A 24,892-nucleotide genomic window follows, 5' to 3' on the forward strand; every position below is an offset into this window, starting at 1 on the left:
TCAGTCCTTCTGCAGACCCGCGGTGATATCGGCGACGGCGTCGATACGGTCCCTGTCCAGCTCGATCGACCTGGACGCGGCGTCGGTGGCCTTTCCAAGAGCCTCGTTGAGCCGCTGCTCGACTGTCGGTGCACCCAACCGCAGCAGACCGTCCGCGATGAAGGTCCCGGTGAGGTGGTGGTGGCCGTTGAGCGTCACCTCGACGGTTTCGGCGTCGTCGGTGGCGGTGAACGTCTCGTTCTTCATCTTGTGCAGCTGCTCGTCCATCAGCGACTGCAGCCGTTGCGCCTGCTGCAGCACAACGGCCACGTCGGGGTGCATGTCGTCGGTCACTCGTCGTCGTCCTGCTCGTCGTCGTGTTCGCGCGGCCTGCCGTCCTGCACTTCGCGGCGGCGGCGGTTACCGACGACACCTTCGGTCCACGGGCGGTCCTCAACGTACAGATCCTCGTCGGGTGCCGTGCGCGGATCGCGACGCTTCTCCTTGCCCTGCTGTGCGCCATGCCCGTGCATGGGTGCCATGCCGCCCATGCCGCCGGCCATGCCACCGCCGGCGGCCGCGGCTGCCGCCGGCGCCGTCGCGACCGGCATGGGTGGGGCGGGTGCGACGGTCTCGGCCGAGACGGCGGGTGAGAGTGGTGCCGATCCGCCGCCGCCGGCTCCACCACCTGAGCCGCCGCCCGATCCACCACCTGCCGCAGGGCGCAGGCTCGGGTCGGTGGGTGCCCTCGGCGTGCCCGTCTGGAGTCCTGAGCCTTCCGATCCGCTTGGGCTGCTTCCGGAAGGGGCTCCGCCCGAGGGTGATTCACCGCCGGATGGCGATCCTCCTCCGGAGCCGCCACCCTGCCTCGCACCTGCTTGCTGCGGTGACGTGCCCATCGACTCGCCCATCTTCTGGGCCATTGCCGCGGGATCGCCGGCGGGCTGATCGCCGCCACCACCAGCACCGTCGCCGCCACCGCCGCCCGCGGGGGCGAGGCGGTCGGCCGGTTTGAACGGCGGGTCCGCCGGCCGCACCGGTGTGAACGTCGCCTCGCTGGCGTATTGCTGGCGTACCTCGTCGGACTGCGCCTGCAGCTCTTCCAACCGCCGGCGGGCCAGATCGATCTGTCTTTGAATGCCGGTGTGCGGCCCGGGCGCGCCTGCGAGCTCTTTTATGCGCGCTTCCAGCGCGACGTATTCGTCGTAAATGGGAACGTGCGCGGTCTTTGCCTTGTCATGTGCGTTGAAGATTTTCGATGCGGCCTCGGCCAGGTCCTGCCACGCCTCCGACAGTTGCGTCAGCCAGTTACCGAACGCAATCATTCGCGCGTAGGCCGCGTCGGCGGCGTCGCCCTCCCAGTCGCCGGGCGGGGGTTTCGGCTTGTTGCCTTTGACCCGGTTGGACGCCGCCGACCAGTACAGCATCGCGTTCTTCAGCGAAGCGCCGGTGTCCGGTGCGCTCAGTTCGATTTGCGTCTGTATGACGTTGCGGTATCCGCTGGCGTCGAGGAGCCTCGGGGTGCCTGCGGGAGAGGAGATTTCGGGCGCTGGTGTCGGCGGAGAAGGAATGGTGATGGCGCTGATGGCCGCGGCCCGTTCGGGATCGTCGAGCGCGATGCCGTACTCGTCGTCGACCTTCTGGTAGGCCTGCGCGGCGATCTCGAGCATCTCGGCGATCCGTTGATTCTCGACCTTCGCCCACTCCTCGAACTCCTTGAGCGACTGCGCGTTCTGGTTGAGGTTGGCGATCGCGTCGGCCGTGGAGGGCACCGCGTCCGGCGGCGCTACGGGATCCTCGGCGGGGTTGTGCCAGTTCTGGCCCTTCATCTCCGCGGCCTGGCTGGTGAGCGAACCGGGGTTGACCCGCTGGACCGACATTTCTCAGCTCTCCAGCACCATCTGGTAGCGGCTCTCTTCACGCGGGTTGATCAGCCGGATTGGCAGCTGACGATGGCGTGGTGTCTGGATGAAATTGTCGCGCAACACAACTCGTCCGATACCGGGGTGTGGGCCAAGATATGTGGTCGCGTTCGGCCACGCGACCTTTGCCTCCTGGCCGATGTGGCCGTTGACGGAAGCCGCGAACTCCGCGAACTGCGGGAGCAGGGTGATGACCGCTCCTGCGGCAGCCGATCGCACGACGAACTGCGTGAACAATCGAGCGTCGCCCACGTTGATGCTCACGTCGATGTCGTCGAACGGCATGTATACCGGATAGCGGTCGGCGGTCTCGCCGACGAGCACCCCGGCAGAACCGACGGGCAGTTCGTAGTGGCGGTCGTTGACGGGGCTGATGCCGAGCAACGCGGCCCGCTGTCCGCCGAACAGGCACGAAAACCCGCGCGGGGTAGTCGGATTCGCCAGCGTCGTCAACAACACGGTGGCGGTGGGAGCCGCCCCCGGCCGAATGCGGACCCGCGTGATCGTGTGGTCGGCGCGCGCCGACCACCAGACGTCGGGACCGCCGGGTGCGGTGTACGCGGCGGTGAAGGTGCTGCGTCCCTTGATCGCCGACCAGGTCTCGCGCTCGAAGCTGATCTCGGTCGCGCGGTCAAAGTCGTCGAAGCTGCGGCTGGGCTGGGCATCGATACCGTTGCTGGACAACTGATCTGCAATCCGCGTGGTCGACGCCACCAGATACCGCGCCAGCCCCGAAACGCCGGAGTCGCGCCGCTGTGCGGATTTTCGGGTGTGCTCAGGATCGGCCCTCAGCACGATCCAGGTGCGTCGATTGGCCGGGGCCGGGTAGGGTCCGACGACCTGCTCGTACAGCGCCACCAGGCTCGACGGCGCGGTCTTTCCCACTCGATAGCCCGCCGACACCACGTCGGCTTCGAGATCGGGACAGTGCGCCGCGAGCAGCCGCTCGACAAGCCGGGTGTCGACGACATCGTCGGTGAAGGCCTCGCCGTTGACGATCACCGTCGGAGTGAACGGCCGCGGGACGAGTTCCATTGCCGCGATCAGGTAGCCGTCCTGCCAGCGGACCGCGACATGATCGCCGGGCATGACGGTGGCGCCGACGGCCGGTTCGGACGGCCTCTCGGGAACTCTGCGGTGGCGCCGCCGCCACGCGAACACCGCCGCGATCCAGCCGGTGAGCCGTCGGCCACGAATGGTCAAAACCGCTGCGAGAGCGATGATCACCGCCAGGGTGATCCCGACCCAGAGCAGGTCGAGCTGGATGAACAAGAGGATGACGGCCGGTATCAGCACCGCCGCCCAGATGGCGTGGCCGGTTGTCAGGCGCAGCCCGAACAAGGACCTGAAGCCGCTCATCGGCGCCTCAGCGCGCGCCGGGCAAGGGCGCCGAGTCCGAGCGCCAGGGCCAGACCGAAGCCGATGACGACGACTGCGGTGATCGGTCCCCGGTCCGGCGGCGGAATGTTCACCGGTGGCGGGACTTCCTTGACCTGATAGGGCACCTGCTGCGGTCCTGCGGGCACGTCCCACGTCAACGCGGCGACCGGATCGATGACGCCGGCACCGACGTAGTTGTCGACGCCTCCGCCCGGATGTCGTGCGGTTGCGGTGATCCGGTTCATGATCTGAGCGGGCGTCAGAACGGGGAAGCGTTGTTTGAGCAGCGCGGCCAGCCCGGACACGTAGGCGGCGGCGAACGAGGTGCCGCTGATCGGAATCGGACCGTCTTGACCAGTCAGCGCGTTGACCGGCCGTCCGTCGTAGCCGAGCGCGACGAGATTCTCCGCGGGGGCCGCGGCACCCACCCACGGTCCGGACATCGAAAAGGTGCTCGGTTGACCGTTCGGGGCGACGCCGCCGACGGTCAGCACCAGCGGCGAGTACCACGCTGGGCTGACGATCGTCTGCACCTGCTTCCAGCCGCGCGGGTCCGCGGGTATCGACGGATCGGGTGGTGGGTTCTGGCTGCAGTCCTGGCCGGTGTTGCCCGCCGCGACGATGATGACCGCGCCCTTGACATTGACCGCGTAGTTGATCGCGGCGCCCAGCCCCGCCTCGTCGATCAGCCTCGTCACCTTGTAGCAGGCGGCCTCGCTGATGTTGATGACCTGTGCGCCGAGGTTGGCCGCGTGCACGACCGCGCGGGCCAGGCTGCGCAGCGAACCGGCCGTCTGCGTCGAGTTCGGGTCATTGGGGTCGGTGCGCGCGCCAACGGTTTGGAAGGCTTCCGAGGTCTGCCGCAGCGACAGGATGCGGGCGTCGGGCGCGACCCCGATGAAGCCGTCCGTCGGCGCCGGCCTGCCTGCGATGATCGATGCCGTCAGCGTGCCGTGGGAATCGCAGTCCGACATCCCGTCACCGGCCTGGTCGACGAAGTCGCCGCCGGGTTCTGCGGGGACGCGCGGTGAGCCGTTGACCCCGGTGTCGATGACCGCGACGGTGATGCCCGCACCCGTGGCGAACTTCTGTGCCTCAGCTAGGCGCAGGTAGTCGTTCGCCCAGGGCTTGTCGGCGAAATTCGCGTTGGGAAACGCCGTCGGGGCGGAGCAGACGCGGCGTTGTTCCATGGGCTGGTCGGGCCCCGTCGCGTCGGGTGGCATCGCCGCCGGATCGATCTTGGGGGGCTCGATAGCCGCTGCCGGAGGAGCGCTGATCAGTGCCAGCAACAGCACCGTCAGCAGCACACCAATACGGTGCACTCGTTACGCACCTCCCCCGATTCTCGACCAGGTGGCATTATGCCGGTGCACCCACAGCAAACCCTCTACGGGCCCCAGGGCAGCACAAACCATCTCGCCGAGCGAACTGCCTGATTGCACGCAGCCAATCTTAAAGGGCGGCGAAGGGGGTCAGGTCCGCAATCTTGGCTCAGCGCACGTGAGGGGCCTCACCTCAGATCAGGCGTCCTAGGCGTCTAAGTCCTGCTGCACCAATCCCGCGACGGTGGCGAGCACGTCCGCGTCGTCACAGTCGACGGTCACCTCGGCGCCGTTGCCTGCGCCCAACGTCATGATCATCAGCGCAGATCCTGCGTCGACGGGCTCGCCGCCGTCCATCGAGAGCGTGACGGGCACTCCGGCCTTGACCACTTCCTCGGCGATGATCGCTGCGGGGCGGGCGTGTAGACCGATGGCCGATCCGACGATGACGGTCTTGCTGGGCATGGTTCTCCTTCAATGGTGGGTGGAATCAGACGGCCGCGAGCGCGGGCGCCTCTTCGGTTTGCGTGTTGGGCTTGATGAACTGCTTGGCGGCGACGACGGCGAGTGCGCCCGCCACGGTGCCCGCGGCGAGGGCGACGAGGAACCAGAGCAGGTTCCCGATCGCGAAGAAGACGAAGATTCCGCCGTGCGGAGCCTTCAGTGTGACGTCGAACGCCATGATCAACGCACCGGTGATGGCGCCGCCGAACATCATCGACGGGATCACCCTCAGTGGATCGGCCGCGGCGAACGGGATCGCGCCTTCAGAGATGAAGGAGGCGCCGAGAAGCCAAGCGGCCCGGCCGTTTTCCCGCTCCGGTTCGGTGAAAAGCGTGGGCCGGACCGCCGAGGCCAGCGCCATCGCGAGCGGAGGAACCATACCCGCGGCCATCACCGCGGCCATGATGCGCAACGAGGCGGGGTCGGCGACGTTGAGCCCCGCGGTGGCGAACGCGTAGGCCGCCTTGTTGACCGGGCCGCCGAGGTCGAAGCACATCATCAGGCCGAGGATGACGCCGAGGATGATGACGGAGCTGCCGGTCATGCCGCCGAGCCAGTTGGTCAGGCCCGACGTGATGGCGGCCAACGGGCGGCCGAGCAGCAGGAACATCAGCAGGCCGACGACCAGTGAGGCGAACAGCGGGATGATCACGACCGGCATCAGACCCCGCAGCCATCGCGGTGCGGCGATCCGGCTGATCCACAGTGCGGTGAAGCCGGCGATGAGGCCGCCGACGATACCGCCGATGAAGCCGCCGCCGACGAACACGGCGACCGCGCCCGCGGTGAAGCCGGGGGCGATGCCCGGCCGGTCGGCGATCGCGAACGAGATGTAGCCGGCCAGCGCGGGCACCAGGAACATGAAGGCCAGCCCGCCGAGGGTGAACAGCACCGCGCCGAGGTATTGGAGCAGGCCGCCGGAGGGCAGGTTGGTCAAGGTGTTCTCGGTGGCGATATGGCTGCCCAGCGAGTTCATGCCGAACGACAGTGGTTCGGCCCCGTCCGGTGTGTTCGCGATGTCGTATCCGGCGAGCAGGAATCCGAGTGCGATCAGCAGGCCGCCCGCGGCGACGAACGGGATCATGTAGCTCACGCCGGTGAGCAGGATCTGCCGCGTGCGGGTGCCCCAGCCGACGTTGCCGGCCCGGGCTGCGCCGCTCGGCGCCGACGGACCGGCGCCTCCATCGACGCGGGCGGCGTTCGGATCGTCCGCGGCGGCAAGGGCTTCGGCCACCATCTTGTCCGGTTCGTTGATTGCCCGCTTCACCCCGGAGGCGACGACGGGCTTACCGGCGAAGCGCTGCTTGTCCTTGACGCCGACATCGGTGGCGAAGATAACGGCGTCGGCCGCCGCGATCGTCTCCGCGTCCAGCGGGGTGCTGCCGGAGGAGCCCTGCGTCTCGACGTGCAGCGTGGCGCCGGCCTTCTTGGCCGCCGCGACCAGCGAGTCGGCGGCCATGTAGGTATGCGCGATACCGGTGGGGCAGGCGGTCACCGCGAGCAGCGTCCTGGCTTGCGTGGGAGCGGATTCTTTTGCAGGAGATGGCTTTTCGGGGTTCAGCACACCGTCGACGAGCGTGACCACCTCGTCGGGGGTGGATGCTTGCCGCAACGACTCCACGAAGTCCTTGCGCACCAGTGCGCGGGCGAGGCTGGACAGCAGCTTCATGTGCTCAGCACCGCCGGACTCCGGGGCGGCGATCAGGAACGCCAGGTCGGCGGGTCCGTCCGGCGCGCCGAAATCGACGGGCGGGTTCAGCCGCGCGAAACCGATCGAAGCGGTGTCGACGTGCGGTGAGCGGCAGTGCGGGATCGCGATACCGCCGGGCAGGCCGGTGGCCGACTGCTCCTCACGCGCCATCGCCGCGGCGAAGAGGCCGTCGGCGTCTGTGGAGCGCCCGGAATCGGCGAGGCGCTGGACGAGCCTGCGTATCACCGACTGCTTGTCTTCTCCTGCGTCGGCATCGAGCAGGACCAGGTCGGTGTTGATGATCGAGACGTCGGTCATGGCATTACCTTCGGTTCGTTGGCGGGGACTACTGGTGTCACGTGGACGGCATCGAGGTCGAGATCGGCGGGCCGTGGCTGAGCCGAGCCGGGTAGAGCGGCCGCGGCGCTGCCGTAGGCGACGGCCATCCGCAGGCGCTCCGGCGGTGTCGCGCCAGCGACTTCGGCGCGGACGTATCCGGCGAGGGCGGCATCACCGGCGCCGACGGTGCTGCGCGGGGTGATCGGCGGCGGGGTGGCGAACCAGCCGCCGTTGTCGTCGACGAGGACGGCTCCCGCGGCGCCGAGGGTGGCGAGCACCGCGCCGACGCCCCGATCGATCAACCGTCGGGCTGCGGATATCACCGGTTCCGGATCGCCCTGGGCGACAGCGGCTTCCAGTGCCATAGGCGAGAGGCCCAGCACACTGGCGAGTTCCTCGGCGTTGGGTTTGATGAGGTTGGGAGCGGCCACGTCGAACGACTGGACAAGGGCCGTCAGCGGAGCCTCGGAGGTGTCGACGGCGACCCGGCAGCCGAAGGTGGCGAGGCGCGCCACGACGTCGGCATACCAATCGTCGGGGACACCGGGCGGCAGTGAACCCGACAACACCACCCACGATGCGGATTCCGCCGCGGCGACCACAGACTGGGTGAGGATGCCGACGGTGGCCGCGTCCAGCGCAGCACCCGGTTCGTTGAGTTTGGTTGTCGTTCCGTCGAGTTCGGTGATCGTGAGGTTGGTCCGCACCGGCATCTCCGTCGGTACACAACGAAACGGCACCGCGGCGTTGTGCAGAGCGGTGATCAACGGATCCGCCGCGGGCGCGGGAAGAAGCGCGACCGCCTCGACACTGGCCGCCGTCAACGCACGCGCGACGTTGACGCCCTTGCCGCCCGCTTCGGTGGTGACCGAGGTGACCCGGTGCACACTGCCGCGCGTCAGCGGTGTGGTGAGGGTGACGGTGCGGTCGATGCTCGGGTTGGGCGTGACGGTGACGATCATGCGACCACCACCTCGACGCCGTGGTCGGTGAGCTGTGCGCGATCAGCGCCGGTGATCTCAGCGTCGGTGATCAGGGTGTCGACACTGGACAGCGGCGCGAAACTGACGAAGTCTTCGCGGCCGATCTTGGAGGAGTCCGCCACCGCCACTACATAATTCGCCGCGGTCACCATCGCGCGCTTCACCGCGGCCTCGTCGCTGTCCGGCGTGGACAGACCGTGTCGGACGCTGATGCCGTTGGTCCCGATGAACGCCATGTCCACGCGGAGCGTGTCCAGTACTCGCAGCGTCTGTTCGCCGACCGCGGCCTGCGTGACACCGCGCACCCTGCCGCCGAGCAGTTGCAGCGAGACCGAGGGCATGGCGGCCAGGCGCGCGGCGACGGGTATCGAGTTGGTCACCACGACCAGTTCGCGATCGGTGGGCAGGTGGGCGGCGATGCGCGCAGTGGTGGTGCCCGCGTCCAGCAGGACGGTGGAGCCGTGTTGGGGGAGGAGTTCGGCGGCGGCGGCCGCGATGGCGTCCTTGTGTTCGGCGCGGGTGGCCTCTCGTTCGCCCACGCCGGCCTCGACGAGATGCAGAGCGCGCACCGGAACCGCGCCGCCGTGCACGCGCCGCAGGACCCCGGCCCTCTCGAGTGCGGCGAGGTCACGCCGCACCGTCTCGGTGGTGACGTCGTGGGCCTGCGCCAGTTCGGCGACCGAGGCGCGGCCGTTGGCAATCACCAGCGAGGCGATCGCTTGCTGACGCTCTTCGGCGTACATGGGGCTCCGTATGTGTGGGTATCCGTGCTTCTGAATGTTGATTTAATTGGTTTTACTACTGTTTGTGTTGACTTGTCAACCATTTCTTGTAATCTGGTTCACATGACCGCTTCATCCACGAACACGTCACTGTTGCCCGGCACGGCCCTTCGTGGCGTCCCGGTGGTGCCCGGCGTGGCCTACGCACCGGTGATCCGGCCGGGTCGGCTGCCCACGTCCATCGACGACGCGGGCGATGTGGCCGAACCGGACCGTCCCGCGGAGGCCGCCCGTTTCGACGCCGCCGCATCGGCGGTCGCGACCCGGCTGCGTGACCGCGCGGCCCATGCGACCGGCGCCGCCTCGGAGGTGCTGGCCGCCACCGCGACCCTGGCGCAGGACCGAGCATGGCTGGCCGCCGCCGAGAAGCGCATCGCCACCGGCGCGCCCGCGGTACGCGCGGTGATCGGCGCGGTGGACCAGTTCGCCGAGATGTTCACCAAACTCGGCGGGCTCATGGCCGAACGGGTGACAGACCTGCGCGACATCCGCGACCGCGTGATCGCAGAACTGAACGGGTTGCCCGAACCGGGCGTGCCGATGCCCGCGGCGCCGTCGATCCTCTGCGCCGACGACCTCGCCCCGGCCGACACCGCAGGTCTGGACCCGACGCTCGTCGTCGCGCTGGCCACGACCCTGGGTGGGCCCACCAGCCACACGGCGATCATCGCGCGCCAGCTCGGTATCCCGTGCGTCGTCGCCGTCGAGGGCCTGGACGCCGTCGAGGCCGGAACGATGGTGCTCGTCGACGGCACCGCGGGGACCGTCATCGTCACGCCGGACTCAGCGTCCGCGGACCAGGCGGTCGAGGCGGCGCGGCAAGACGCCGAACGCGCCGCGGGCTGGTCCGGACCCGGTGCCACCTCCGACGGTCACGCGGTCGCGGTCCTTGCCAACGTGCAGGACGGCGCCGCCGCGCGGGCCGCCAGGGACACCGCGGCGGAGGGCATCGGGTTGTTCCGCACCGAACTGTGCTTCCTCAATCGGGAAACCGAGCCGACCGTCGATGAGCAGACCGACATCTACGCCGAGGTGCTCGACGCATTCGCCGGGCACAAGGTGGTGGTCAGGACACTGGACGCGGGTTCGGACAAGCCGCTGAAGTTCGCCGAACATCCCAACGAGGCCAACCCCGCGCTCGGTGTGCGCGGCATCCGCGTCGCGGGCATCAACCCGGCGCTGCTGGACCGTCAACTCGAGGCCATTGCCGCTGCTGCCAAGCGCACCGGCAACCCGCCGTGGGTGATGGCACCGATGATCGCGACGGCACAGGAGGCCGAACACTTTGCCGCGCAGGTCCGTTCGCACGGGTTGACACCGGGCGTGATGATCGAGGTGCCGGCTGCCGCACTGCTGGCCGACCGCATTCTCGAACACGTGGACTTCCTGTCGATCGGCACCAACGATCTGGCGCAGTACACGATGGCCGCCGACCGTATGTCGGCCGAACTCGCTGCGCTCACCGACCCGTGGCAGCCCGCGGTGCTGACCCTGGTGGCCATGGCGGCGAGGGCGGGCGCCTCGGTGGGCAAGCCTGTCGGTGTGTGCGGGGAAGCCGCCGCGGATCCCCTGCTCGCCTGCGTGCTCGCGGGCTTGGGTGTGACGTCGTTGTCGGCCGCCGCCGCGGCCGTACAGGGTGTGGGCGCCAAACTCGCTCAGGTGTCACTGCAGCAGTGCCGCGACGCGGCCGACGCCGTGCTCGCGGCGAGCACCGCGGCGCAAGCGCGGGCAGCGGCGCTGAGCGCTCTGGAATAACACGGAATAATCCGGACTACGGTCCGGTTAGTCGTGGCATGCCTGCTATCGCCGCTGACACCCTGACACTGCCGCGGATCGCCGCGGCCGAACCGTCCGACACCGAACGTCCCGTCCGGTCGGTCACCACCGGTCCACGCGGCTACGAAGGTGAGGGTTTCCCTGTCGTGCGGGCGTTCGCCGGCGTCAACAGCGCCGACCTCGATCCGTTCGTCCACATGGACCAGATGGGCGAGGTGGAGTACGAGCCGGGCGAGCCCAGAGGCACCGATTGGCATCCGCACCGCGGGTTCGAGACCGTCACCTACATGCTGGACGGGCGCTTCGCCCACCAGGATTCGCATGGCGGCGGCGGATTGATCACCGACGGTGCCACGCAGTGGATGACCGCGGGCTCGGGAATCCTGCACATCGAGACGCCGCCGGCCGAACTGGTCGAGAGCGGCGGCCTGTTCCACGGCATCCAGCTATGGGTGAATCTGCCGCGCAAGGACAAGTTCGCCACGCCCAGGTATCAGGCCATCGAGGGGACCCAGGCCAAACTGCTGTCCTCCGATGACGGTGGGGCCCTGGTCCGCCTCATCGCGGGCGATATCGCTGAACATCAGGGCCCCGGCGCCACGCACACTCCGATCACCATGGCGCACAGCACGATCCAGCCGGGAGCCAGGTTGAACCTCCCGTGGAACCGCGACTTCAACGCGCTCGTCTATGTGCTCTCGGGACGCGGCGCGGTCGGACCGGTCGGTCATCCCATTCACCAGGGCCAGTTGGCCGTGCTCGGACCGGGCGACCGGATCACCGTGAGCGCCGACGCGGGCCAAGATGCGCACCGCCCCGCACTCGAGGTTCTGCTGCTCGGCGGCAAGCCGATCCGGGAGCCGGTGTTCCAGTACGGACCGTTCGTGATGAACACCAAGACGGAACTCATCGAGGCGCTCGAGGATTACAACAACGGCAAGTTCGGCGCCATCCCGCCGGACGCACTCATGCCGCACCGGGTTTGACGCCGAGATCGTCGTGGTCGCTGGAATCGCTTCTCGGATAGAGGAGCTCCAGCTCCCCGATGTGCGCGGCGGCGGTCACCAACGGCAGCGCCGCCGCAACCGCCAATTCGTCGTCGGAGGCGTCGGCGCGCAGCGCGATCACCAAGTCGTCGCTGATCGGGTCCAGCGCCGTCCCGGCTGAACCGCCGGTGACGTGACGGCACACCGCTTTGGTGTGACTCTCGAGCACTGCGCGGGTACGCGGGTACACACCGTGCGGTGGTGGGACGACGTCGGCGATCAATTCGGCGGCAGCGCGCAACCGGACCGCGCGGTTGGCCCGCCGTACGATCGGAGCCCGGACGTCGGCGGCCCCGCCGCTCTCCGAAAGATACTGTCGCACAGCGTCGTCCACGGTGCGTGAAGCCTCGAGGGCGTCGTGACTGAGCGCGATCACCTTGTCGGTGGCCTCCTCGGACGCACCGCGGGTGACCCGCAGTACGGCCGCCGTGAGAAACGACGCGCCGACGGCGAAGGACGCGTCGATGACCTTCGACACCCGGGTGCGCACGCCGCGCGGCCACAGCAGGACCGAAACGACGATGCCCACTCCGGCGCCGATGATGACGTCCTGGATGCGGATCAGCCCGACGCTCCACCCCGTCGGCCTGATCAGGTTGAAGATGATCAGCACCATCATGGTGAACGCCGCCTGACCGGCGATGAACGACGCGACCTCGGGCACGAAAGCCGAACCGAACGCCACCACCGGCAGCAGGACCCACATGACGATCGGGTCGACCCCGACCAGTTCGATGACGACCACACCCAGGAGGAAGCCGAGCGTGGTCCCCGCGACCGCACGCACGACGCGCGTGCCGGTCGACAGCGCACTGCTGCGCAGCACCGACATGGCGCCCAACACGACCCAGAAGCCGTTCTGCAGTGGGAACACCTGGGTGACGGCGACAGCAAGGGCCAGGCCGAGACCGGTACGCAGACTGCTGCGCAGCACCACCGCCCTGGTGGCGACCAGTCCCTTGGTGATCGCCGCCACCGCCGCCGTCTCCGGCATCACCCAGTCGGCGGTTCCCGTGGGCGGCAGGCGTCGGCCGAGGACCCGCGCCCAGACCGGACGCGCGTCGGCCTCGGCGGCGTTGCGGATGATTCGGCCGGTCACACCGACGGTGGCCGAGAAGGTGCGTCGCCCCAACAGCTTTCGCCCGACATCCACGGCGGCCGCGTCGTCGGGCACTCCGAGTATCTCGAGGATGTCCTCGCGATAGCGGCCCTGCGCGATCGATCGCAGTTCGGCCAGTGCGGAGTTGAGATCCGTGCCTCGGGCCGCGCGAGCCGAGGGTTCGGGAACACTGAGTACGGCAGCGCAATCCCGCAGCACGCGGACCAACGGTGGCTTGAGGTCACCGAGTTGGCGGCCGGTGTCGTCGGTGATGCGGTCCGCCAGGAAGCCGAGGTCGTCGACGACCCGCACCAGCGCCCGGCTGCCCGCGGTGAGCCCGACCGGCCGGAAGTCGGCGCCCAGGAAGCTCTCCCACAGCGAATTCATCGCTCGGGTCGCGTCTTTGGCGCTTCCGCTGCCCTCCAAGGTGTCGGCCAGCCGGGTGCACACCAGTGCCGAATGACGGCGCAACTCGTCGTGATGGCGCGGCGGGAGGAGGAACAGGGCGGCGGGCACGCACACCGCCAGCGCGACGACCCAACCGAGCAGACGATCGCCGATCGGGCCGACCGGTGTGCAGGCGGGCAGTACGAACGTCAGAAGGGTGGCCCGCTGGCCGGCGGCGACGATCTCGCTGAGCACACCGGAAAACGTCACCACCACAGCGAGGACGAACATCACTGCGACACTGATCCACGGATGGTCGGCCACCAGCGTCCCGAGGGTGATCAGGACGAAGCCGTTGAGGCCGAGCCCGAAGTAGGCGAGTGCCCGGGCCGGACGGTTTCCGGGGAAGTCCACCATGATGAGCAGTGCCACCGAGCCGAAGATGCTGAACAGCGCTGTCTGCGAATCGCCGACCGCGAACCCGACCGCCGCCGCAACCGGCAACACGAGCGCCGCGCGCACGGCACGCCGCAGCGCGTCGAACTCGGGATCGCGCTGCCGGAGCCTATCGACCGCGCGACGCCACAGGTTCGTCATGTCAGTGGGCAAGCGTCTTGATGCCGACGACGAGCAGCCCGAGGGCGACGAGCCCGGCGACCGATATCGCCTGCTGCCACCCCGGCAACCGGGTGCGTCGCATCGCGAGAAACGCGATGACACCCAGCTCGCCCACCAGCGTCCACATTCCGATCCACATCGCGGTGTCGGTGTCGAGGACGTCGAACACCGCGAGCAGCAAGACGATCACCGGGGGAACGGCGGCCCAAAGAATCTGACCTGACGCCTGAAGTAGCTGGATCCAGTGCCGCCCGCGAGGTGCCTTACCGAACACCGCCATCTGCGCCACGAAGTGCGACAGCAGGCTGGCGGCCCACAGACCGCCGGTCGCCACCGCGACGTCGAGAATCCTCGCCAAGGCGTTGGTTTCCTCATCGCTGTACCGCGCCAGAATCGCCAGCGTCGCCAGACATGAGATCGCCCCGTACAAACGCTCCCGCAGCATCGCTAGGACATGCTGGACGTGCTCGACATCGACCGGCTCGGTGGCGGGTGCTGCGTCAGTCACTATCGGGCACCGATGCGAACCCGTCGTTGTCGAGCTTGCCGCGAATCTGTCCGGCGATCCACGCCAATGCATCCGGGTCGGGGGGCAGGGCGGACTGCTCGTAACCGACGAGCACATACACCGACCATGCGGCGAAGACCTCCGCTTGCCGTTTGATCTGCAGGATCTCCAACGCCGAGGAGTACATGATCTCGAATCGCTGCCGGTCGACCATGGCCTGCACCTCGCGCACGTGCGGATCCAGGGAGCTCCATACCCGAATCGCCGCCTCCGCGCCGTAGGGCAGGCCCAGTGCGACCTCGATCAGGGTGTCGATGCGACGGCGCGGGTCCGTCTCGCCGCGCACCGCCTGAATGACCAGCACGGTCCGCTCCTGCACCCAGTGCGCGACCAGTTCCTTGGTGTAAGTCGGCCAATTGGTGAAGTAGTGGTAGAAGGAACCGGTCGTGACACCGAGACGGTGACAGACCTCTGCAAGCTTGAGCCCCCCATAGCCGAGATCGGACAGCACATCGAGACCGGTCTCGAAGTAGGCCTTCCGAGAAACGACGCTGGCCATGGGACGGCACCCTAGTGCTCGGACAATCGAATCTCTACGTCGACCTTCGGTGTTGCGACTCCCATTTCTTTGCTGAAATGACGATCTTGGGAGCCCCGCAGGTAATACCGCGCAGTCCCACCAGTGGGCTGTGGCACAATTTGACTGTGCCGCAACACACCGCGAGTAGGGGTCCGGGTCGCCCGCCTGCAGCGAAGGCCGCCGAAACGCGGGAGCGCATCATAGGAGCCGCGCGCGAGGTCTTCAGCGAACTTGGGTACGACGCCGCCACGTTTCAGGCGATCGCCATCCGCGCGGGTTTGACCCGTCCGGCGATCAACCACTACTTCGCGAGTAAGCGGGTGCTGTGGGCCCAGGTTGTCGAGCAAACAGATGCGCTCGTAGTTAGCGCGGGCCAGGCGCGCGCGAAGTCCGAAACGAACCTGCTGAATCGGTTGTCCGCGTTCTTCACCGCGGCGATCCAGGCCGATTCCGAAGACCGTTCGGCGGCAGCCTTTCTCGTGACCTCGGTGCTGGAGTCGCAGCGGCATCCGGAACTGAGCGGCGACGAGCACGATTCGTTGCGCAATTCACGCGAGTTCATCGCGTGGGCGGTCGACGACGCAATCAAGACAGGTGAGCTCACTACCGACACGGACGTCAGCGACCTCGTCGAGATGCTGGTCGCGATGATGTGGGGTATCGGGTTCTACGCGGGATTCGTCGGCGGTCACGACGAGCTCTCCGGGGTCGTGAAGAAGTTCGAGCTGCTGCTCGCCAACAAGCTCTGGCAACTGAGCGACTGAGTGTTGCATCTCGCACAGTTCGTATAGCTCGGCTAACTGTTTGTCTGTATCTGGCTAGCATGGCGCCATGGGCTCATTGCGCACGCACGACGACACCTGGGATATCGCGACCAGCGTCGGGTCGACGGCAGTCATGGTGGCGGCGGCCCGAGCCGGTGAGACCGCCAAGGCCGATCCCCTGATCCGCGATCCCTATGCCGAGATGCTGGTCGACGGCGTCGGCCCGGGCGTATGGGACATCGTGCGCAGCGAGGAGTTCGCCGCCAAGGTCGCCGAGGCCGATGCCGAGGTCGGCGCGATCTTCGAGCACATGGGCAACTACCAGGCCGTGCGCACCCACTTCTTCGATGCGTTCTTCGCTTCCGCCACCGGAGGTGGCGATTCCACAGACGCCGCGACCGCAGGCATCCGCCAGGTCGTGATCCTGGCGTCGGGCCTGGACTCGCGGGCCTATCGGCTGGACTGGCCGGCCGACACCGTCGTCTACGAGATCGACCAGCCCAAGGTCCTCGAGTACAAGGCCGCGAGAATGGCTGAGCACGGCGTGCTGCCGTCGGCCAAGCGCAATGCGGTGGCCATCGACCTTCGGCTGGATTGGCCGAATGCCTTGCGCGAAGCCGGGTTCGATGCCGATGCTCCGACCGCATGGCTGGCCGAGGGCCTGTTGATGTACCTGCCTGCGCAAGCCCAGGACCGGTTGTTCGAGCAGATCACCGCGCTCAGTGCCCCTGGCAGCCGCGTGGCCGCAGAGACCGTCGGCCACCGATCCGACGACCGGCGGGCCGAGTTCCGGGAGAAGTTCGATCGCATCGCCGCGCAGTTCGGGATGCAGGACGCGCCCGACGTCGCCGAGCTGATGTACAACGACCCCGACCGCGCTGACGTGGCCGAGTGGCTCAGCGCGCACGGATGGCAGGCATCTTCTGTGACCTCTGCCGACGAGATGCGCCGGCTCGACCGGTGGGTGTTGCCGCCCGAGCAATCCGATGAACCCGCCTTCTCGTCGTTCGTCACCGGCGAGAAGTCGGGCTGACCGCCCGAACGGAGGACGGGAGGGGCAGAAAGTTGCCCCTTCAGCGCTGCCCAACCGGTTGGTTAGTATCGGGTGTTCCCAGGGTCAGGAAGGACACCCACCATGACCACCGAATTCGCCGCCGCTGAGGCCAAGGCCACCCCAGACATCCCCGGCACCGTCCGCAAGCTGCGGGAGACGTTCGCGTCCGGCCGGACCCGCAGCGTCGAGTGGCGCAGGCAGCAGCTGCTGGCGCTGGAGAAAATGATGAACGACAACGAGGGCGCCATCATGGAGGCCCTCGACAAAGACCTGGGCCGAGGCCCGTTCGAAGCCTGGCTGGCCGATATCGCCAGCACGGCGGGCGAGGCCAAGGATGCGGCGAAGAACGTCAAGAAGTGGATGCGCCGCAAGTACCGGCTGCTGGAGATGTCGCAGCTGCCCGGCCGCGGCTGGGTTGAATACGAGCCGTACGGCACCGTCCTGGTCATCGGCGCGTGGAACTTCCCGTTCGTCCTGACGCTCGGCCCCGCCGTCGGCGCCATCGCAGCGGGCAATACCGTGCTCATGAAACCGTCCGAGGTGTGCCCGGCGTCGTCGGCCCTGATGGCCGAGCTGGTGCCGCGGTATCTCGACAATGACGCGATCGCCGTCATCGAGGGCGACGCCGGCTGCAGCCAGGAACTCATCGCGCAGGGCTTCGACCACATCTGCTTCACCGGCGGCACCGAGATCGGCCGCAAGGTCTATGAGGCCGCCGCACCCCATCTGACACCGGTCACCCTCGAGCTCGGGGGAAAGAGCCCGGTGATCGTGGCCGCTGATGCGGACATCGAGGTCGCCGCCAAGCGCATCGCCTGGACCAAGCTGATCAACTCAGGTCAGATCTGCATCGCGCCGGACTACGTGCTCGCCGACGCCAAGATCCGCGACGAGCTCGTCGACAAGATCAAGGACGCCGTCGCGACATTCGAGGCGGACAACCCCGGCGGTAAGCGCATCGTGAATGAGCGCCACTTCGCCCGGCTCACCGCATCGCTGGCGGCCACCAAGGGCACTGTCGTCGCGGGCGGGGGTTCGGACGCGTCGACGATCAAGATCCAGCCCACCGTTGTGGTCGACCCCGACCCCGCCGAATCACTGATGACCGACGAGATCTTCGGCCCGATCCTGCCGATCATGACCGTGCAATCCCTCGACGACGCAATCAGTTTCGTGAATTCCCGGCCTAAGCCGCTGGCCGCTTACCTGTTCACGAAGACCAAGAGCATTCGCGAACGGGTGATCAAAGAGGTCGCGGCCGGCGGCATGGTGGTCAACCACCTGCTGTTCCATTTCGCCACCAACAAGCTCCCGTTCGGTGGTGTCGGCCCGTCGGGTATGGGCGCCTATCACGGCAAGTTCGGCTTCGAGCAGTTCAGCCACAAGAAGACCGTGATGACCAAGCCGACCCGACCCGATGTCGGCGCGTTCATCTACCCCCCGTATACAGAGAAGGCTTTGAAGCTCGCGAAACGGTTGTTCTGAGAAAGGAACCCCATGCCAGGAGTGCAGGATCGTGTCATCGTCGTCACCGGTGCCGGAGGCGGGCTCGGGCGAGAATATGCGTTGACCCTTGCCAGGGAGGGCGCCAGCGTCGTCGTCAACGATCTCGGCGGTTCGCGTGACGGCACCGGCGCCGGCCACAACATGGCCGACGAGGTCGTCAAGGAGATCAAGGACGCGGGCGGGCGCGCCGTGGCGAACTACGACTCGGTGGCCGAACAAGAGGGCGCCGAGAACATCATCAAGACCGCGATCGACGAGTTCGGCAAGGTCGACGGTGTGGTGAGCAACGCGGGCATCCTGCGCGACGGCACGTTCCACAAGATGGAGTTCGCGAACTGGGACGCCGTGCTCAAGGTGCACCTCTACGGCGGCTACAACGTGATCCGCGCGGCATGGCCGCACTTCCGCGAGAACAACTTTGGCCGCGTCGTCGTGGCCACCTCGACCAGCGGGCTCTTCGGCAACTTCGGTCAGGCCAACTACGGTGCGGCCAAGCTCGGCCTCGTCGGGCTGATCAACACGCTGGCCCAGGAGGGCGCGAAGTACAACATCAAGACGAACGCCGTGGCGCCCATCGCGGCCACCCGGATGACGCAGGACATCCTGCCGCCCGAGGTCTTCGAGAAGCTCACCCCCGAGTACGTCGCCCCGGTGGTCGCGTACCTGTGCACAGAGGAACTGCCCGAGACCGCATCGGTGTTCATCGTCGGCGGCGGCAAAGTGCAACGGGCAGCGCTGTTCCAGAACGAGGGCGTGACGTTCTCCGAGGTGCCTTCGGTCGAAGACGTGGCCGGTAAGTGGAGCGAGATCACCGATCTGTCGGCGGCGCAGCGCGCCACGTTCTCACTCGGCTAGAAAGTGAAGGCGCTTGTCGCGCAGGAGCTTTCCGGTCCATCGGGGTTGGCCTACGTAGACGTAGACGAGGTTGTCCCCAGCGACGAGGTCGTGGTCGTCGACGTCGGTGCTGCCGGCGTGAGCTTCCCCGACCTGCTACTGCTGCGCGGCGAGTACCAGCTGCGGCTGGAGCCCCCGTTCATTCCCGGGATGGAGGCGGCGGGGGTAGTGGTGTCCGCGCCGTACGAATCGGAGTTCAAGCCCGGCCAGCGGGTGACCGCGCTGACGATGTTGGGTGCCTGGGCGCAACGCGTCGCCGTGCCGCCTGCCAACCTGCGGCCGACCCCCGACGATCTCGATGATGCTGAAGCCGTTGCGCTCCTGGGCAATTACCAGACGATGTACTTCGCGCTCGCCAAACGCGGAGCCCTGCGGGCCGGCGAAACAGTGCTGGTCCTCGGATCGGCCGGTGGTGTGGGCACGGCGGCTGTCCAGGTGGCGAAGGCGCTGGGCGCCAAGGTGATTGCGATGGTGCACCGGCCACACGGCACCGAGTTCGTGAAGTCACTGGGCGCCGACGTGGTGCTGCCGCTGACCGATGGGTGGTTGCAGACGGTCAAGGACCATACCGACGGCCGCGGTGTCGACCTGGTGGTCGATCCGGTCGGCGGTGAGGTGTTCGACGACGCGATCCGCGCGCTGGCCACCGAGGGCAGGCTCCTGGTACTCGGATTCGCCTCGGGCGGTGGGATTCCCATGGTCAAGGTGAACCGGCTGCTGTTGCGCAACGTCTCGGTCATCGGCGTGGGATACGGCGAGTACGTCAACCGCACCCCGGGCGCGCAGTCGCTCTTCGAGTTCGGCGTGGCCGAGCTGGTCCGGGCCGGTCTGCGACCTCCGCCGCCGGTGCGATTCCCGTTGGCCAACGGCGCCGAGGCACTGCAGAGCCTGGCCGACGGCGGTGTGCTGGGCAAGGTCGTGCTGGAACCGTGATGCCGAAGGCGTTGGCGTTCGACACGTTCGGCACCGTCGTCGACTGGCGTTCGAGCATCATCGCCGAGCTCGAGACATTCGGCGAAAGCCATGGCGTACAGGCAGATTGGGCTGCCATGGCCGACGGTTGGCGCAAAGGCTATTTGCCCGCGATGGATCGGGTGCGCCGCGGCGAGCTGCCGTGGACCAAGATCGACGTCCTGCACCGGATGATCCTCGACGAGCTACTGCGTGAGGCGGGCATCACCTCGGTCAGCGATGCCGACGTCGACCATCTCAACCGCGCGTGGCACCGGCTGGACCCGTGGCCCGACAGCGTCGGGGGCCTCACTCGGCTGAAGGAACGCTTCGTCATCACGACGCTGTCGAACGGCAACATGTCGCTGCTGACCAACATGGCCAAGCGCGCGGGGCTGCCGTGGGACTGCGTGATCTCCGCCGAGTTGTTCCATCACTACAAACCTGATCCCGAGGCATACCTCGGGTGCGCCGGCCTACTCGACGTTGCTCCCGGTGAGCTGATGCTGGTCGCAGCGCATCCCGGCGACCTGCGGGCCGCGCGCGATGCGGGGCTGATGACCGCCTATGTCACCCGTCCGCTCGAATACGGTCCCAACCAGCGAGCACACAAGGTCACCGACGGTGAATTCGACTTCACGGCAACGGATTTTCTCGACCTCGCCGACCAACTCGACACCTGATCACCGCGGCGTAGCGTGGAGGGGTGACCGATCAATTGCACACCGATCTCCCGCAGGCACTCCGCAGGGCGCTGGATCTTTTGTCGGATCCGCCCGCGAATCCCGACGTCAGCAAGGGCTATCTGGACCTGCTGACCGATGAGCTCGCGACGGGCACACCAAAGAACACCGGCCTGATTCAAGCCGCGTGGGCTTCGGGGATCGGCTCGATGCTCTACGACAACGCGCAGGCGCTGGCCCGCAGGGTGGCCGGCGTGTGGCGGCTTCCGGTCGAGTGGTTGAACATCCCGTCCGGCGGGGTGGCCCTGGACGTCGGCAGTGGTCCCGGCAATGTGACCGCACAACTGGGCGAGGCGGCAGGCCCGGAAGGCCTCGCGCTCGGTCTCGACATCTCCGAGCCGATGCTGGCCCGCGCGGTCGAAGCCCAAGCGGGCCCGAACGTCGGCTTCATGCGCGCGGACGCGCAGCGGCTTCCCCTGCGCGACGAGACGGTCGACGCGACCACGTCGCTGGCCGTGCTGCAGCTGATACCTGATCCGGCGCAGACGCTCGCCGAGATGGCCAGGGTGCTCAAGCCCGGCGGGCGGATGGCCATCATGGTGCCGACCGCCGGGAACCTCGGACCGCTGCTGCGTCTGCTGCCTGAGGGCCAGGCCAACTTCTTCGCCGAGGACGAGCTCGCCGACATCCTCGAGGGCCTCGGTATGGAAGGCGTACGGTCCAAGACCCTCGCAACATTCCAGTGGGTGCGCGCCAGAAAGCCCTGACCCGTTAAGTTCGTGTCGTGAGCACCGTCGGCATCATCCTCGTAGCGCTCGCCATCGCCGTCGGCATCGTCGGCATCGTGGTGCCGCTGCTGCCCGGCACGCTGCTGGTGTTCGCCGCGATCGCGGTCTGGGCCGTCGTCGAGAACAACCTCACGGGCTGGGTGACGCTCGGGGTGGTCACCGCGCTGCTCGGCGCGGCCACCCTGATCAAGTACACCTGGCCGGTCAAGCGGATGCGGGCCAACGACGTGCGCACGCTGAGCCTGGCGGCGGGTGCGGTGCTGGGCATCATCGGCTTCTTCGTGATCCCGGTGATCGGCCTGGTGATCGGCTTCGTGTTGGGCGTCTATCTGGCCGAGTTGTCCACCCGCGGCGACCAGCGGGCGGCGTGGACGTCGACCAAGCACGCCGTGAAGGGTGTCGCGCTGTCGATGGGTGTCGAACTCGCCGGGGCCCTGTTCGCCACGGTTGCGTGGGTGTTCGGGGTCTACCTAACCCAGTAGCGAGCGGCGCAACCGATCCAGTTGTGTCCCCGTAACACCCAGAGCCTCAAGGTAATTACCCAACGAGCCGTATTGGTCGTCGATGGTTTTCCTGGACGCGTCGAGGTACACCTCACGCACGCCCAGCACCTCTTCGGTGAGCCGGGCCTCCGCGAAGGTCACGATCTCGTCGGTGGTGTCCTCGGACCGATTGCGGATCGACTCGAGGATGCTCTCCCGAAGCCGGGGCACCGCGGCGTTACTGCGCAGGAAATCCGCCATGATCGCGTCGCGGTCGACGCCGACGGCCTCGAGCACGGTCGCGACGGTGAAACCGGTGCGGTCCTTGCCCGCGAAGCAATGCGTGATGACCGGCCGTTCCTCGGTCAGCATCGAAATGACCTGCCGCACAGCCAGTTGTGCGCCGGCCAGGGTCGGGAAGCGCTCGTATTCCTCGGTCATGAACCGGCCCGCGGCGACCGCGACGTCCTCGTCGTCGGGCTTTTCCGTCATCATCCGCTCGAAGCTCTGCTCGTGCGGCGCCTCGGCACCCGGTTTGGACAGTTCGTGGAACGGCAGCCGGTGAACCACGACGCCGCCGGGTACCCGGCCCTGTCCGCGACGTTCGACCTCACGGTCGGAGCGAAGGTCGGCGACGTCGGTGATGCCGAATCGGAGCAGCGCCTCCTGACCCGAATCGTCGAGCCCGCTCAACTCGCTGGACCGGAAGAACCTGCCCGGCCGGATGCCCGCCTCTTCGGCGATGTCACGGAAGTTCCATGCCCCTGACAGGGCGTCAGGGTTCGGGGTCACCGAGAAGACCCAGCGGTGACCGCCGCGGCGAAAGCCGACTTCTCCCTGCCGAGTTCGGCCCGCGCGATGGTCCGCATGTGGACCTCGTCCGGGCCGTCGAACAGGCGCATGGCCCGGTGCCAGCCGTAGAGCCGAGCCAGCACGGTGTCGTCGCTGACGCCCGCCGCGCCGTGCACCTGGATCGCGCGGTCGATGACGTTGCACGCCATCTGCGGGGCGACCGCCTTGATCATCGCGACCTCGTTGCGCGCCTCCTTGTTGCCCTTCTCGTCGATCACCCACGCTGCCTTGTGGCACAACAGCCGCGCCTGGTCGATCTCGTTGCGTGACAACGCCACCTGCTGTTGGACCACGCCCTGCTCGGCCAACGGCTTACCGAACGCGATGCGATTGTTCACCCGGTCGACCATCAGTGCCAGCGCCCGCTCGGCCACCCCGATGGCACGCATGCAGTGATGGATGCGGCCAGGCCCCAAGCGGGCCTGAGCAATCGCGAAACCGCTGCCCTCCTCGTGGAGCAGATTCGTCACCGGCACCCGTACGTTGTCGAAGCTGACCTCGCAGTGGCCGTGCTGGTCCTGCCACCCGAAAACCGGCAGCGACCGCTCGATCGACACACCCGGCGTATCGACGGGGACAAGAATCATCGACTGCTGCTGATGGCTGGCGGCATCAGGGTTGGTGCGGCCCATCACGATGAGGAGCTTGCAGCGGGGATCGGCTGCCCCGGATATCCACCATTTGCGGCCGTTGATCACGTAGTCGCCGCCGTCGCGCAGCATCGTGGTCTGGATGTTGCGGGCGTCGCTGGAGGCCACCGCGGGCTCCGTCATCGCGAACGCACTGCGGATCTCTCCGTTCAGCAGCGGCTCGAGCCACTGCTTGCTCTGCTCGGAGTTGGCGAACAGGTGCAGAGTTTCCATGTTGCCGGTGTCGGGGGCCGCGCAGTTGGTCACCTCGGGAGCGATCTCCATGCTCCAGCCGGTGAGCTCGGCCAGCGGCGCGTATTCGAGGTTCGTCAGCCCCGACTCGGCGGGCAGGAACAGGTTCCACAGCCCGCGTTCCTTGGCCAGCTTCTTGAGGTCCTCGATCACGGGCGGAACGGTGTGGTCGTCCGGGCCCTTCTCGTGCCGGTAGGCCTCGTAGTCCTTCTCCGCGGGAAAGACGTACTCGATCATGAAATCGGAGAGCCGCTTGTGGTAGTCCTGCCCTTTGGCCGACATCGCGAAGTCCATGACAGTCACGATATGACACCCGTAAAAAACGGGAATCGCGGCAGTCCATGACACGTATAACAGGGCATGACCGAAAGCCGTCCGCCGCTCCCGCCCTTCACGCACGAGACCGCCGTCCAGAAGGTGCAAGCCGCTGAGGACGCCTGGAACACCCGCGACCCGGAGCGGGTCAGCTTGGCGTACACCCCGGACTCGCAGTGGCGCAACCGTGGCGTGCATGTCGTCGGGCGCGCCGCGATCGTCGCGTTCCTTACCCAGAAGTGGCAACGCGAACTCGACTACGTCCTGCGCAAGAGCCTGTGGGACTTCCACGGCAATCGGATCGCGGTGCGGTTTCAGTACGAATGCCGCGACGCAGGCGGCCAGTGGTATCGCAGCTATGGCAATGAATTGTGGGAGTTCGATTCAGACGGTCTGATGGCGCGCCGGGAGGCCAGCATCAACGACGTGAGGATCCAGGAGGCGGAGCGCCGGTACTTCGGTCCGCGACTGGAGTCCGAGCACGGGGTCGACATCCCGCTGTGGTGAGAGGACCGGCGGGGGTCTCTTGTGGAGGGTGGTCTTGAGTTAGTCGCCCGACGGGACGTCGATGACGAACCCTTCGCCGGCGGGGTAGCTGTGATGGCGGGGCATCACGATGACCGGAGGACGGGCGATGACGTTCGGGGTCGCGACGATGCCCGGTCGCGGCTCGGGGTGGTACGAGTACGTGCCCGCGTTGGCCATCCCGGCCAGGCCGAGGGCGGCGCCACCGAGAATGCCGGCGGAGACGACGGGAAGAGCGATGAAGCGGGCGAAGATTCGGGTGGTGGTCACGGGAGTTTCTTT

25 protein-coding genes are annotated in these 24,892 nt (G+C 67.5%); 11 read left to right on the top strand and 14 right to left on the bottom strand.

Features of this window, described 5'->3' with window-relative positions; all coding sequences use genetic code 11:
- The 8 genes from G6N42_RS22905 to G6N42_RS22940 form a co-directional block, all read right to left on the bottom strand.
- Complete coding sequence (locus G6N42_RS22905) at positions 1–333, bottom strand: YbaB/EbfC family nucleoid-associated protein (RefSeq protein WP_163733285.1); 333 nt, start codon at positions 331–333, stop codon at positions 1–3.
- Positions 330–1,859, bottom strand: a complete 1,530-nt coding sequence (locus G6N42_RS22910) for a PPE domain-containing protein (RefSeq protein ID WP_163733290.1) — start codon at positions 1,857–1,859, stop codon at positions 330–332. Before G6N42_RS22910 ends, G6N42_RS22905 begins: the two co-directional genes overlap by 4 nt.
- A gap of 3 nt (positions 1,860–1,862) precedes the next feature.
- The gene (gene eccE / locus G6N42_RS22915; RefSeq protein WP_163733293.1) at positions 1,863–3,260 is read right to left on the bottom strand and encodes a type VII secretion protein EccE; all 1,398 of its coding nucleotides are present in this window, start codon (positions 3,258–3,260) and stop codon (positions 1,863–1,865) included.
- On the bottom strand, positions 3,257–4,603 hold the full coding sequence (gene mycP, locus G6N42_RS22920; RefSeq protein ID WP_163733296.1) for a type VII secretion-associated serine protease mycosin: 1,347 nt from the start codon (positions 4,601–4,603) through the stop codon (positions 3,257–3,259). Before mycP ends, eccE begins: the two co-directional genes overlap by 4 nt.
- Before the next feature lie 207 nt (positions 4,604–4,810).
- Complete coding sequence (locus G6N42_RS22925; protein WP_083128296.1) at positions 4,811–5,068, bottom strand: HPr family phosphocarrier protein; 258 nt, start codon at positions 5,066–5,068, stop codon at positions 4,811–4,813.
- Between the two features lie 25 nt (positions 5,069–5,093).
- A complete protein-coding gene (locus G6N42_RS22930; protein ID WP_163733299.1) occupies positions 5,094–7,115 on the bottom strand; it encodes a PTS fructose transporter subunit IIABC in 2,022 nt (673 codons plus the stop codon).
- On the bottom strand, positions 7,112–8,098 hold the full coding sequence (locus G6N42_RS22935) for a 1-phosphofructokinase family hexose kinase (protein ID WP_163733303.1): 987 nt from the start codon (positions 8,096–8,098) through the stop codon (positions 7,112–7,114). Before G6N42_RS22935 ends, G6N42_RS22930 begins: the two co-directional genes overlap by 4 nt.
- On the bottom strand, positions 8,095–8,862 hold the full coding sequence (locus G6N42_RS22940) for a DeoR/GlpR family DNA-binding transcription regulator (protein WP_163733305.1): 768 nt from the start codon (positions 8,860–8,862) through the stop codon (positions 8,095–8,097). Before G6N42_RS22940 ends, G6N42_RS22935 begins: the two co-directional genes overlap by 4 nt.
- A 102-nt stretch (positions 8,863–8,964) precedes the next feature.
- Here G6N42_RS22940 and ptsP point away from each other — a divergent pair, with 102 nt between their 5' ends.
- On the top strand, positions 8,965–10,656 hold the full coding sequence (ptsP, locus tag G6N42_RS22945) for a phosphoenolpyruvate--protein phosphotransferase (protein ID WP_163733308.1): 1,692 nt from the start codon (positions 8,965–8,967) through the stop codon (positions 10,654–10,656).
- A 38-nt stretch (positions 10,657–10,694) separates the two neighbouring features.
- The gene (locus tag G6N42_RS22950) at positions 10,695–11,663 is read left to right on the top strand and encodes a pirin family protein (RefSeq protein ID WP_163733311.1); all 969 of its coding nucleotides are present in this window, start codon (positions 10,695–10,697) and stop codon (positions 11,661–11,663) included.
- Here the strand turns inward: G6N42_RS22950 and G6N42_RS22955 are convergent.
- The 3 genes from G6N42_RS22955 to G6N42_RS22965 are packed head-to-tail and all read right to left on the bottom strand — an operon-like array spanning position 11,644 to position 14,894.
- Positions 11,644–13,806, bottom strand: coding sequence for an FUSC family protein (locus G6N42_RS22955; RefSeq protein ID WP_163733314.1), 2,163 nt, complete (start codon positions 13,804–13,806; stop codon positions 11,644–11,646). The two genes, G6N42_RS22950 and G6N42_RS22955, sit on opposite strands and share 20 nt — an antisense overlap.
- Position 13,807: 1 nt before the next feature.
- Positions 13,808–14,335 (bottom strand): hypothetical protein, encoded by a 528-nt coding sequence (locus G6N42_RS22960; protein WP_163733317.1) that lies wholly within the window; start codon positions 14,333–14,335, stop codon positions 13,808–13,810.
- Entirely contained in the window at positions 14,328–14,894 is a 567-nt protein-coding gene (locus G6N42_RS22965) for a TetR/AcrR family transcriptional regulator (RefSeq protein ID WP_163733321.1), read from the bottom strand. Before G6N42_RS22965 ends, G6N42_RS22960 begins: the two co-directional genes overlap by 8 nt.
- Before the next feature lie 146 nt (positions 14,895–15,040).
- Here G6N42_RS22965 and G6N42_RS22970 point away from each other — a divergent pair, with 146 nt between their 5' ends.
- The 8 genes from G6N42_RS22970 to G6N42_RS23005 all read left to right on the top strand — a co-directional run bounded on the left by G6N42_RS22970 (position 15,041) and on the right by G6N42_RS23005 (position 22,037).
- Complete coding sequence (locus tag G6N42_RS22970; protein ID WP_174262137.1) at positions 15,041–15,679, top strand: TetR/AcrR family transcriptional regulator; 639 nt, start codon at positions 15,041–15,043, stop codon at positions 15,677–15,679.
- A gap of 67 nt (positions 15,680–15,746) precedes the next feature.
- Positions 15,747–16,712, top strand: coding sequence for a class I SAM-dependent methyltransferase (locus G6N42_RS22975; RefSeq protein WP_163733324.1), 966 nt, complete (start codon positions 15,747–15,749; stop codon positions 16,710–16,712).
- 102 nt (positions 16,713–16,814) lie between these two features.
- A complete protein-coding gene (locus G6N42_RS22980) occupies positions 16,815–18,218 on the top strand; it encodes an aldehyde dehydrogenase family protein (protein WP_163733327.1) in 1,404 nt (467 codons plus the stop codon).
- A gap of 12 nt (positions 18,219–18,230) precedes the next feature.
- The gene (locus G6N42_RS22985; protein ID WP_163733330.1) at positions 18,231–19,094 is read left to right on the top strand and encodes an SDR family oxidoreductase; all 864 of its coding nucleotides are present in this window, start codon (positions 18,231–18,233) and stop codon (positions 19,092–19,094) included.
- A gap of 3 nt (positions 19,095–19,097) precedes the next feature.
- Entirely contained in the window at positions 19,098–20,066 is a 969-nt protein-coding gene (locus tag G6N42_RS22990) for an NADPH:quinone oxidoreductase family protein (protein WP_163733333.1), read from the top strand.
- Entirely contained in the window at positions 20,066–20,767 is a 702-nt protein-coding gene (locus tag G6N42_RS22995) for a haloacid dehalogenase type II (RefSeq protein WP_163733336.1), read from the top strand. Before G6N42_RS22990 ends, G6N42_RS22995 begins: the two co-directional genes overlap by 1 nt.
- A 23-nt stretch (positions 20,768–20,790) precedes the next feature.
- Entirely contained in the window at positions 20,791–21,534 is a 744-nt protein-coding gene (locus G6N42_RS23000; RefSeq protein ID WP_163733340.1) for a methyltransferase domain-containing protein, read from the top strand.
- Between the two features lie 17 nt (positions 21,535–21,551).
- Positions 21,552–22,037 carry a DUF456 domain-containing protein gene (locus tag G6N42_RS23005; protein ID WP_163733343.1) on the top strand — a complete coding sequence of 162 codons (486 nt, stop codon included), beginning with the start codon at positions 21,552–21,554 and terminating at the stop codon, positions 22,035–22,037.
- On the opposite strand, the gene G6N42_RS23010 is transcribed toward G6N42_RS23005, so the two are convergent.
- Positions 22,026–22,829 (bottom strand): tyrosine-protein phosphatase, encoded by an 804-nt coding sequence (locus G6N42_RS23010; protein WP_163733346.1) that lies wholly within the window; start codon positions 22,827–22,829, stop codon positions 22,026–22,028. The two genes, G6N42_RS23005 and G6N42_RS23010, sit on opposite strands and share 12 nt — an antisense overlap.
- Positions 22,826–24,052 carry an acyl-CoA dehydrogenase family protein gene (locus G6N42_RS23015; RefSeq protein WP_163738026.1) on the bottom strand — a complete coding sequence of 409 codons (1,227 nt, stop codon included), beginning with the start codon at positions 24,050–24,052 and terminating at the stop codon, positions 22,826–22,828. The genes G6N42_RS23010 and G6N42_RS23015 overlap by 4 nt, the downstream gene beginning before the upstream one ends.
- Positions 24,053–24,130: 78 nt before the next feature.
- Here G6N42_RS23015 and G6N42_RS23020 point away from each other — a divergent pair, with 78 nt between their 5' ends.
- Entirely contained in the window at positions 24,131–24,592 is a 462-nt protein-coding gene (locus G6N42_RS23020; protein WP_163733349.1) for a nuclear transport factor 2 family protein, read from the top strand.
- A gap of 39 nt (positions 24,593–24,631) precedes the next feature.
- On the opposite strand, the gene G6N42_RS23025 is transcribed toward G6N42_RS23020, so the two are convergent.
- Complete coding sequence (locus G6N42_RS23025; protein ID WP_163733352.1) at positions 24,632–24,880, bottom strand: hypothetical protein; 249 nt, start codon at positions 24,878–24,880, stop codon at positions 24,632–24,634.
- Positions 24,881–24,892: the final 12 nt, after the last annotated feature.

Source organism: Mycobacterium gallinarum, assembly GCF_010726765.1.
Taxonomy (GTDB): Bacteria; Actinomycetota; Actinomycetes; order Mycobacteriales; family Mycobacteriaceae; genus Mycobacterium; species Mycobacterium gallinarum.

Bases quoted from the DNA above. Each gene is read 5' to 3' on its own strand.
- eccE (WP_163733293.1), bottom strand. From the start codon at position 3,260: ATGAGCGGCTTCAGGTCCTTGTTCGGGCTGCGCCTGACAACCGGCCAC.
- G6N42_RS22955 (WP_163733314.1), bottom strand. From the start codon at position 13,806: ATGACGAACCTGTGGCGTCGCGCGGTCGATAGGCTCCGGCAGCGCGAT.
- G6N42_RS22925 (WP_083128296.1), bottom strand. From the start codon at position 5,068: ATGCCCAGCAAGACCGTCATCGTCGGATCGGCCATCGGTCTACACGCC.
- G6N42_RS22940 (WP_163733305.1), bottom strand. From the start codon at position 8,862: ATGTACGCCGAAGAGCGTCAGCAAGCGATCGCCTCGCTGGTGATTGCC.
- G6N42_RS23015 (WP_163738026.1), bottom strand. From the start codon at position 24,052: ATGTCGGCCAAAGGGCAGGACTACCACAAGCGGCTCTCCGATTTCATG.
- G6N42_RS22935 (WP_163733303.1), bottom strand. From the start codon at position 8,098: ATGATCGTCACCGTCACGCCCAACCCGAGCATCGACCGCACCGTCACC.
- G6N42_RS22985 (WP_163733330.1), top strand. From the start codon at position 18,231: ATGCCAGGAGTGCAGGATCGTGTCATCGTCGTCACCGGTGCCGGAGGC.
- ptsP (WP_163733308.1), top strand. From the start codon at position 8,965: ATGACCGCTTCATCCACGAACACGTCACTGTTGCCCGGCACGGCCCTT.
- G6N42_RS22995 (WP_163733336.1), top strand. From the start codon at position 20,066: ATGCCGAAGGCGTTGGCGTTCGACACGTTCGGCACCGTCGTCGACTGG.
- G6N42_RS22910 (WP_163733290.1), bottom strand. From the start codon at position 1,859: ATGTCGGTCCAGCGGGTCAACCCCGGTTCGCTCACCAGCCAGGCCGCG.
- G6N42_RS22950 (WP_163733311.1), top strand. From the start codon at position 10,695: ATGCCTGCTATCGCCGCTGACACCCTGACACTGCCGCGGATCGCCGCG.
- G6N42_RS22975 (WP_163733324.1), top strand. From the start codon at position 15,747: ATGGGCTCATTGCGCACGCACGACGACACCTGGGATATCGCGACCAGC.
- G6N42_RS22965 (WP_163733321.1), bottom strand. From the start codon at position 14,894: ATGGCCAGCGTCGTTTCTCGGAAGGCCTACTTCGAGACCGGTCTCGAT.
- G6N42_RS23020 (WP_163733349.1), top strand. From the start codon at position 24,131: ATGACCGAAAGCCGTCCGCCGCTCCCGCCCTTCACGCACGAGACCGCC.
- G6N42_RS22980 (WP_163733327.1), top strand. From the start codon at position 16,815: ATGACCACCGAATTCGCCGCCGCTGAGGCCAAGGCCACCCCAGACATC.
- G6N42_RS22930 (WP_163733299.1), bottom strand. From the start codon at position 7,115: ATGACCGACGTCTCGATCATCAACACCGACCTGGTCCTGCTCGATGCC.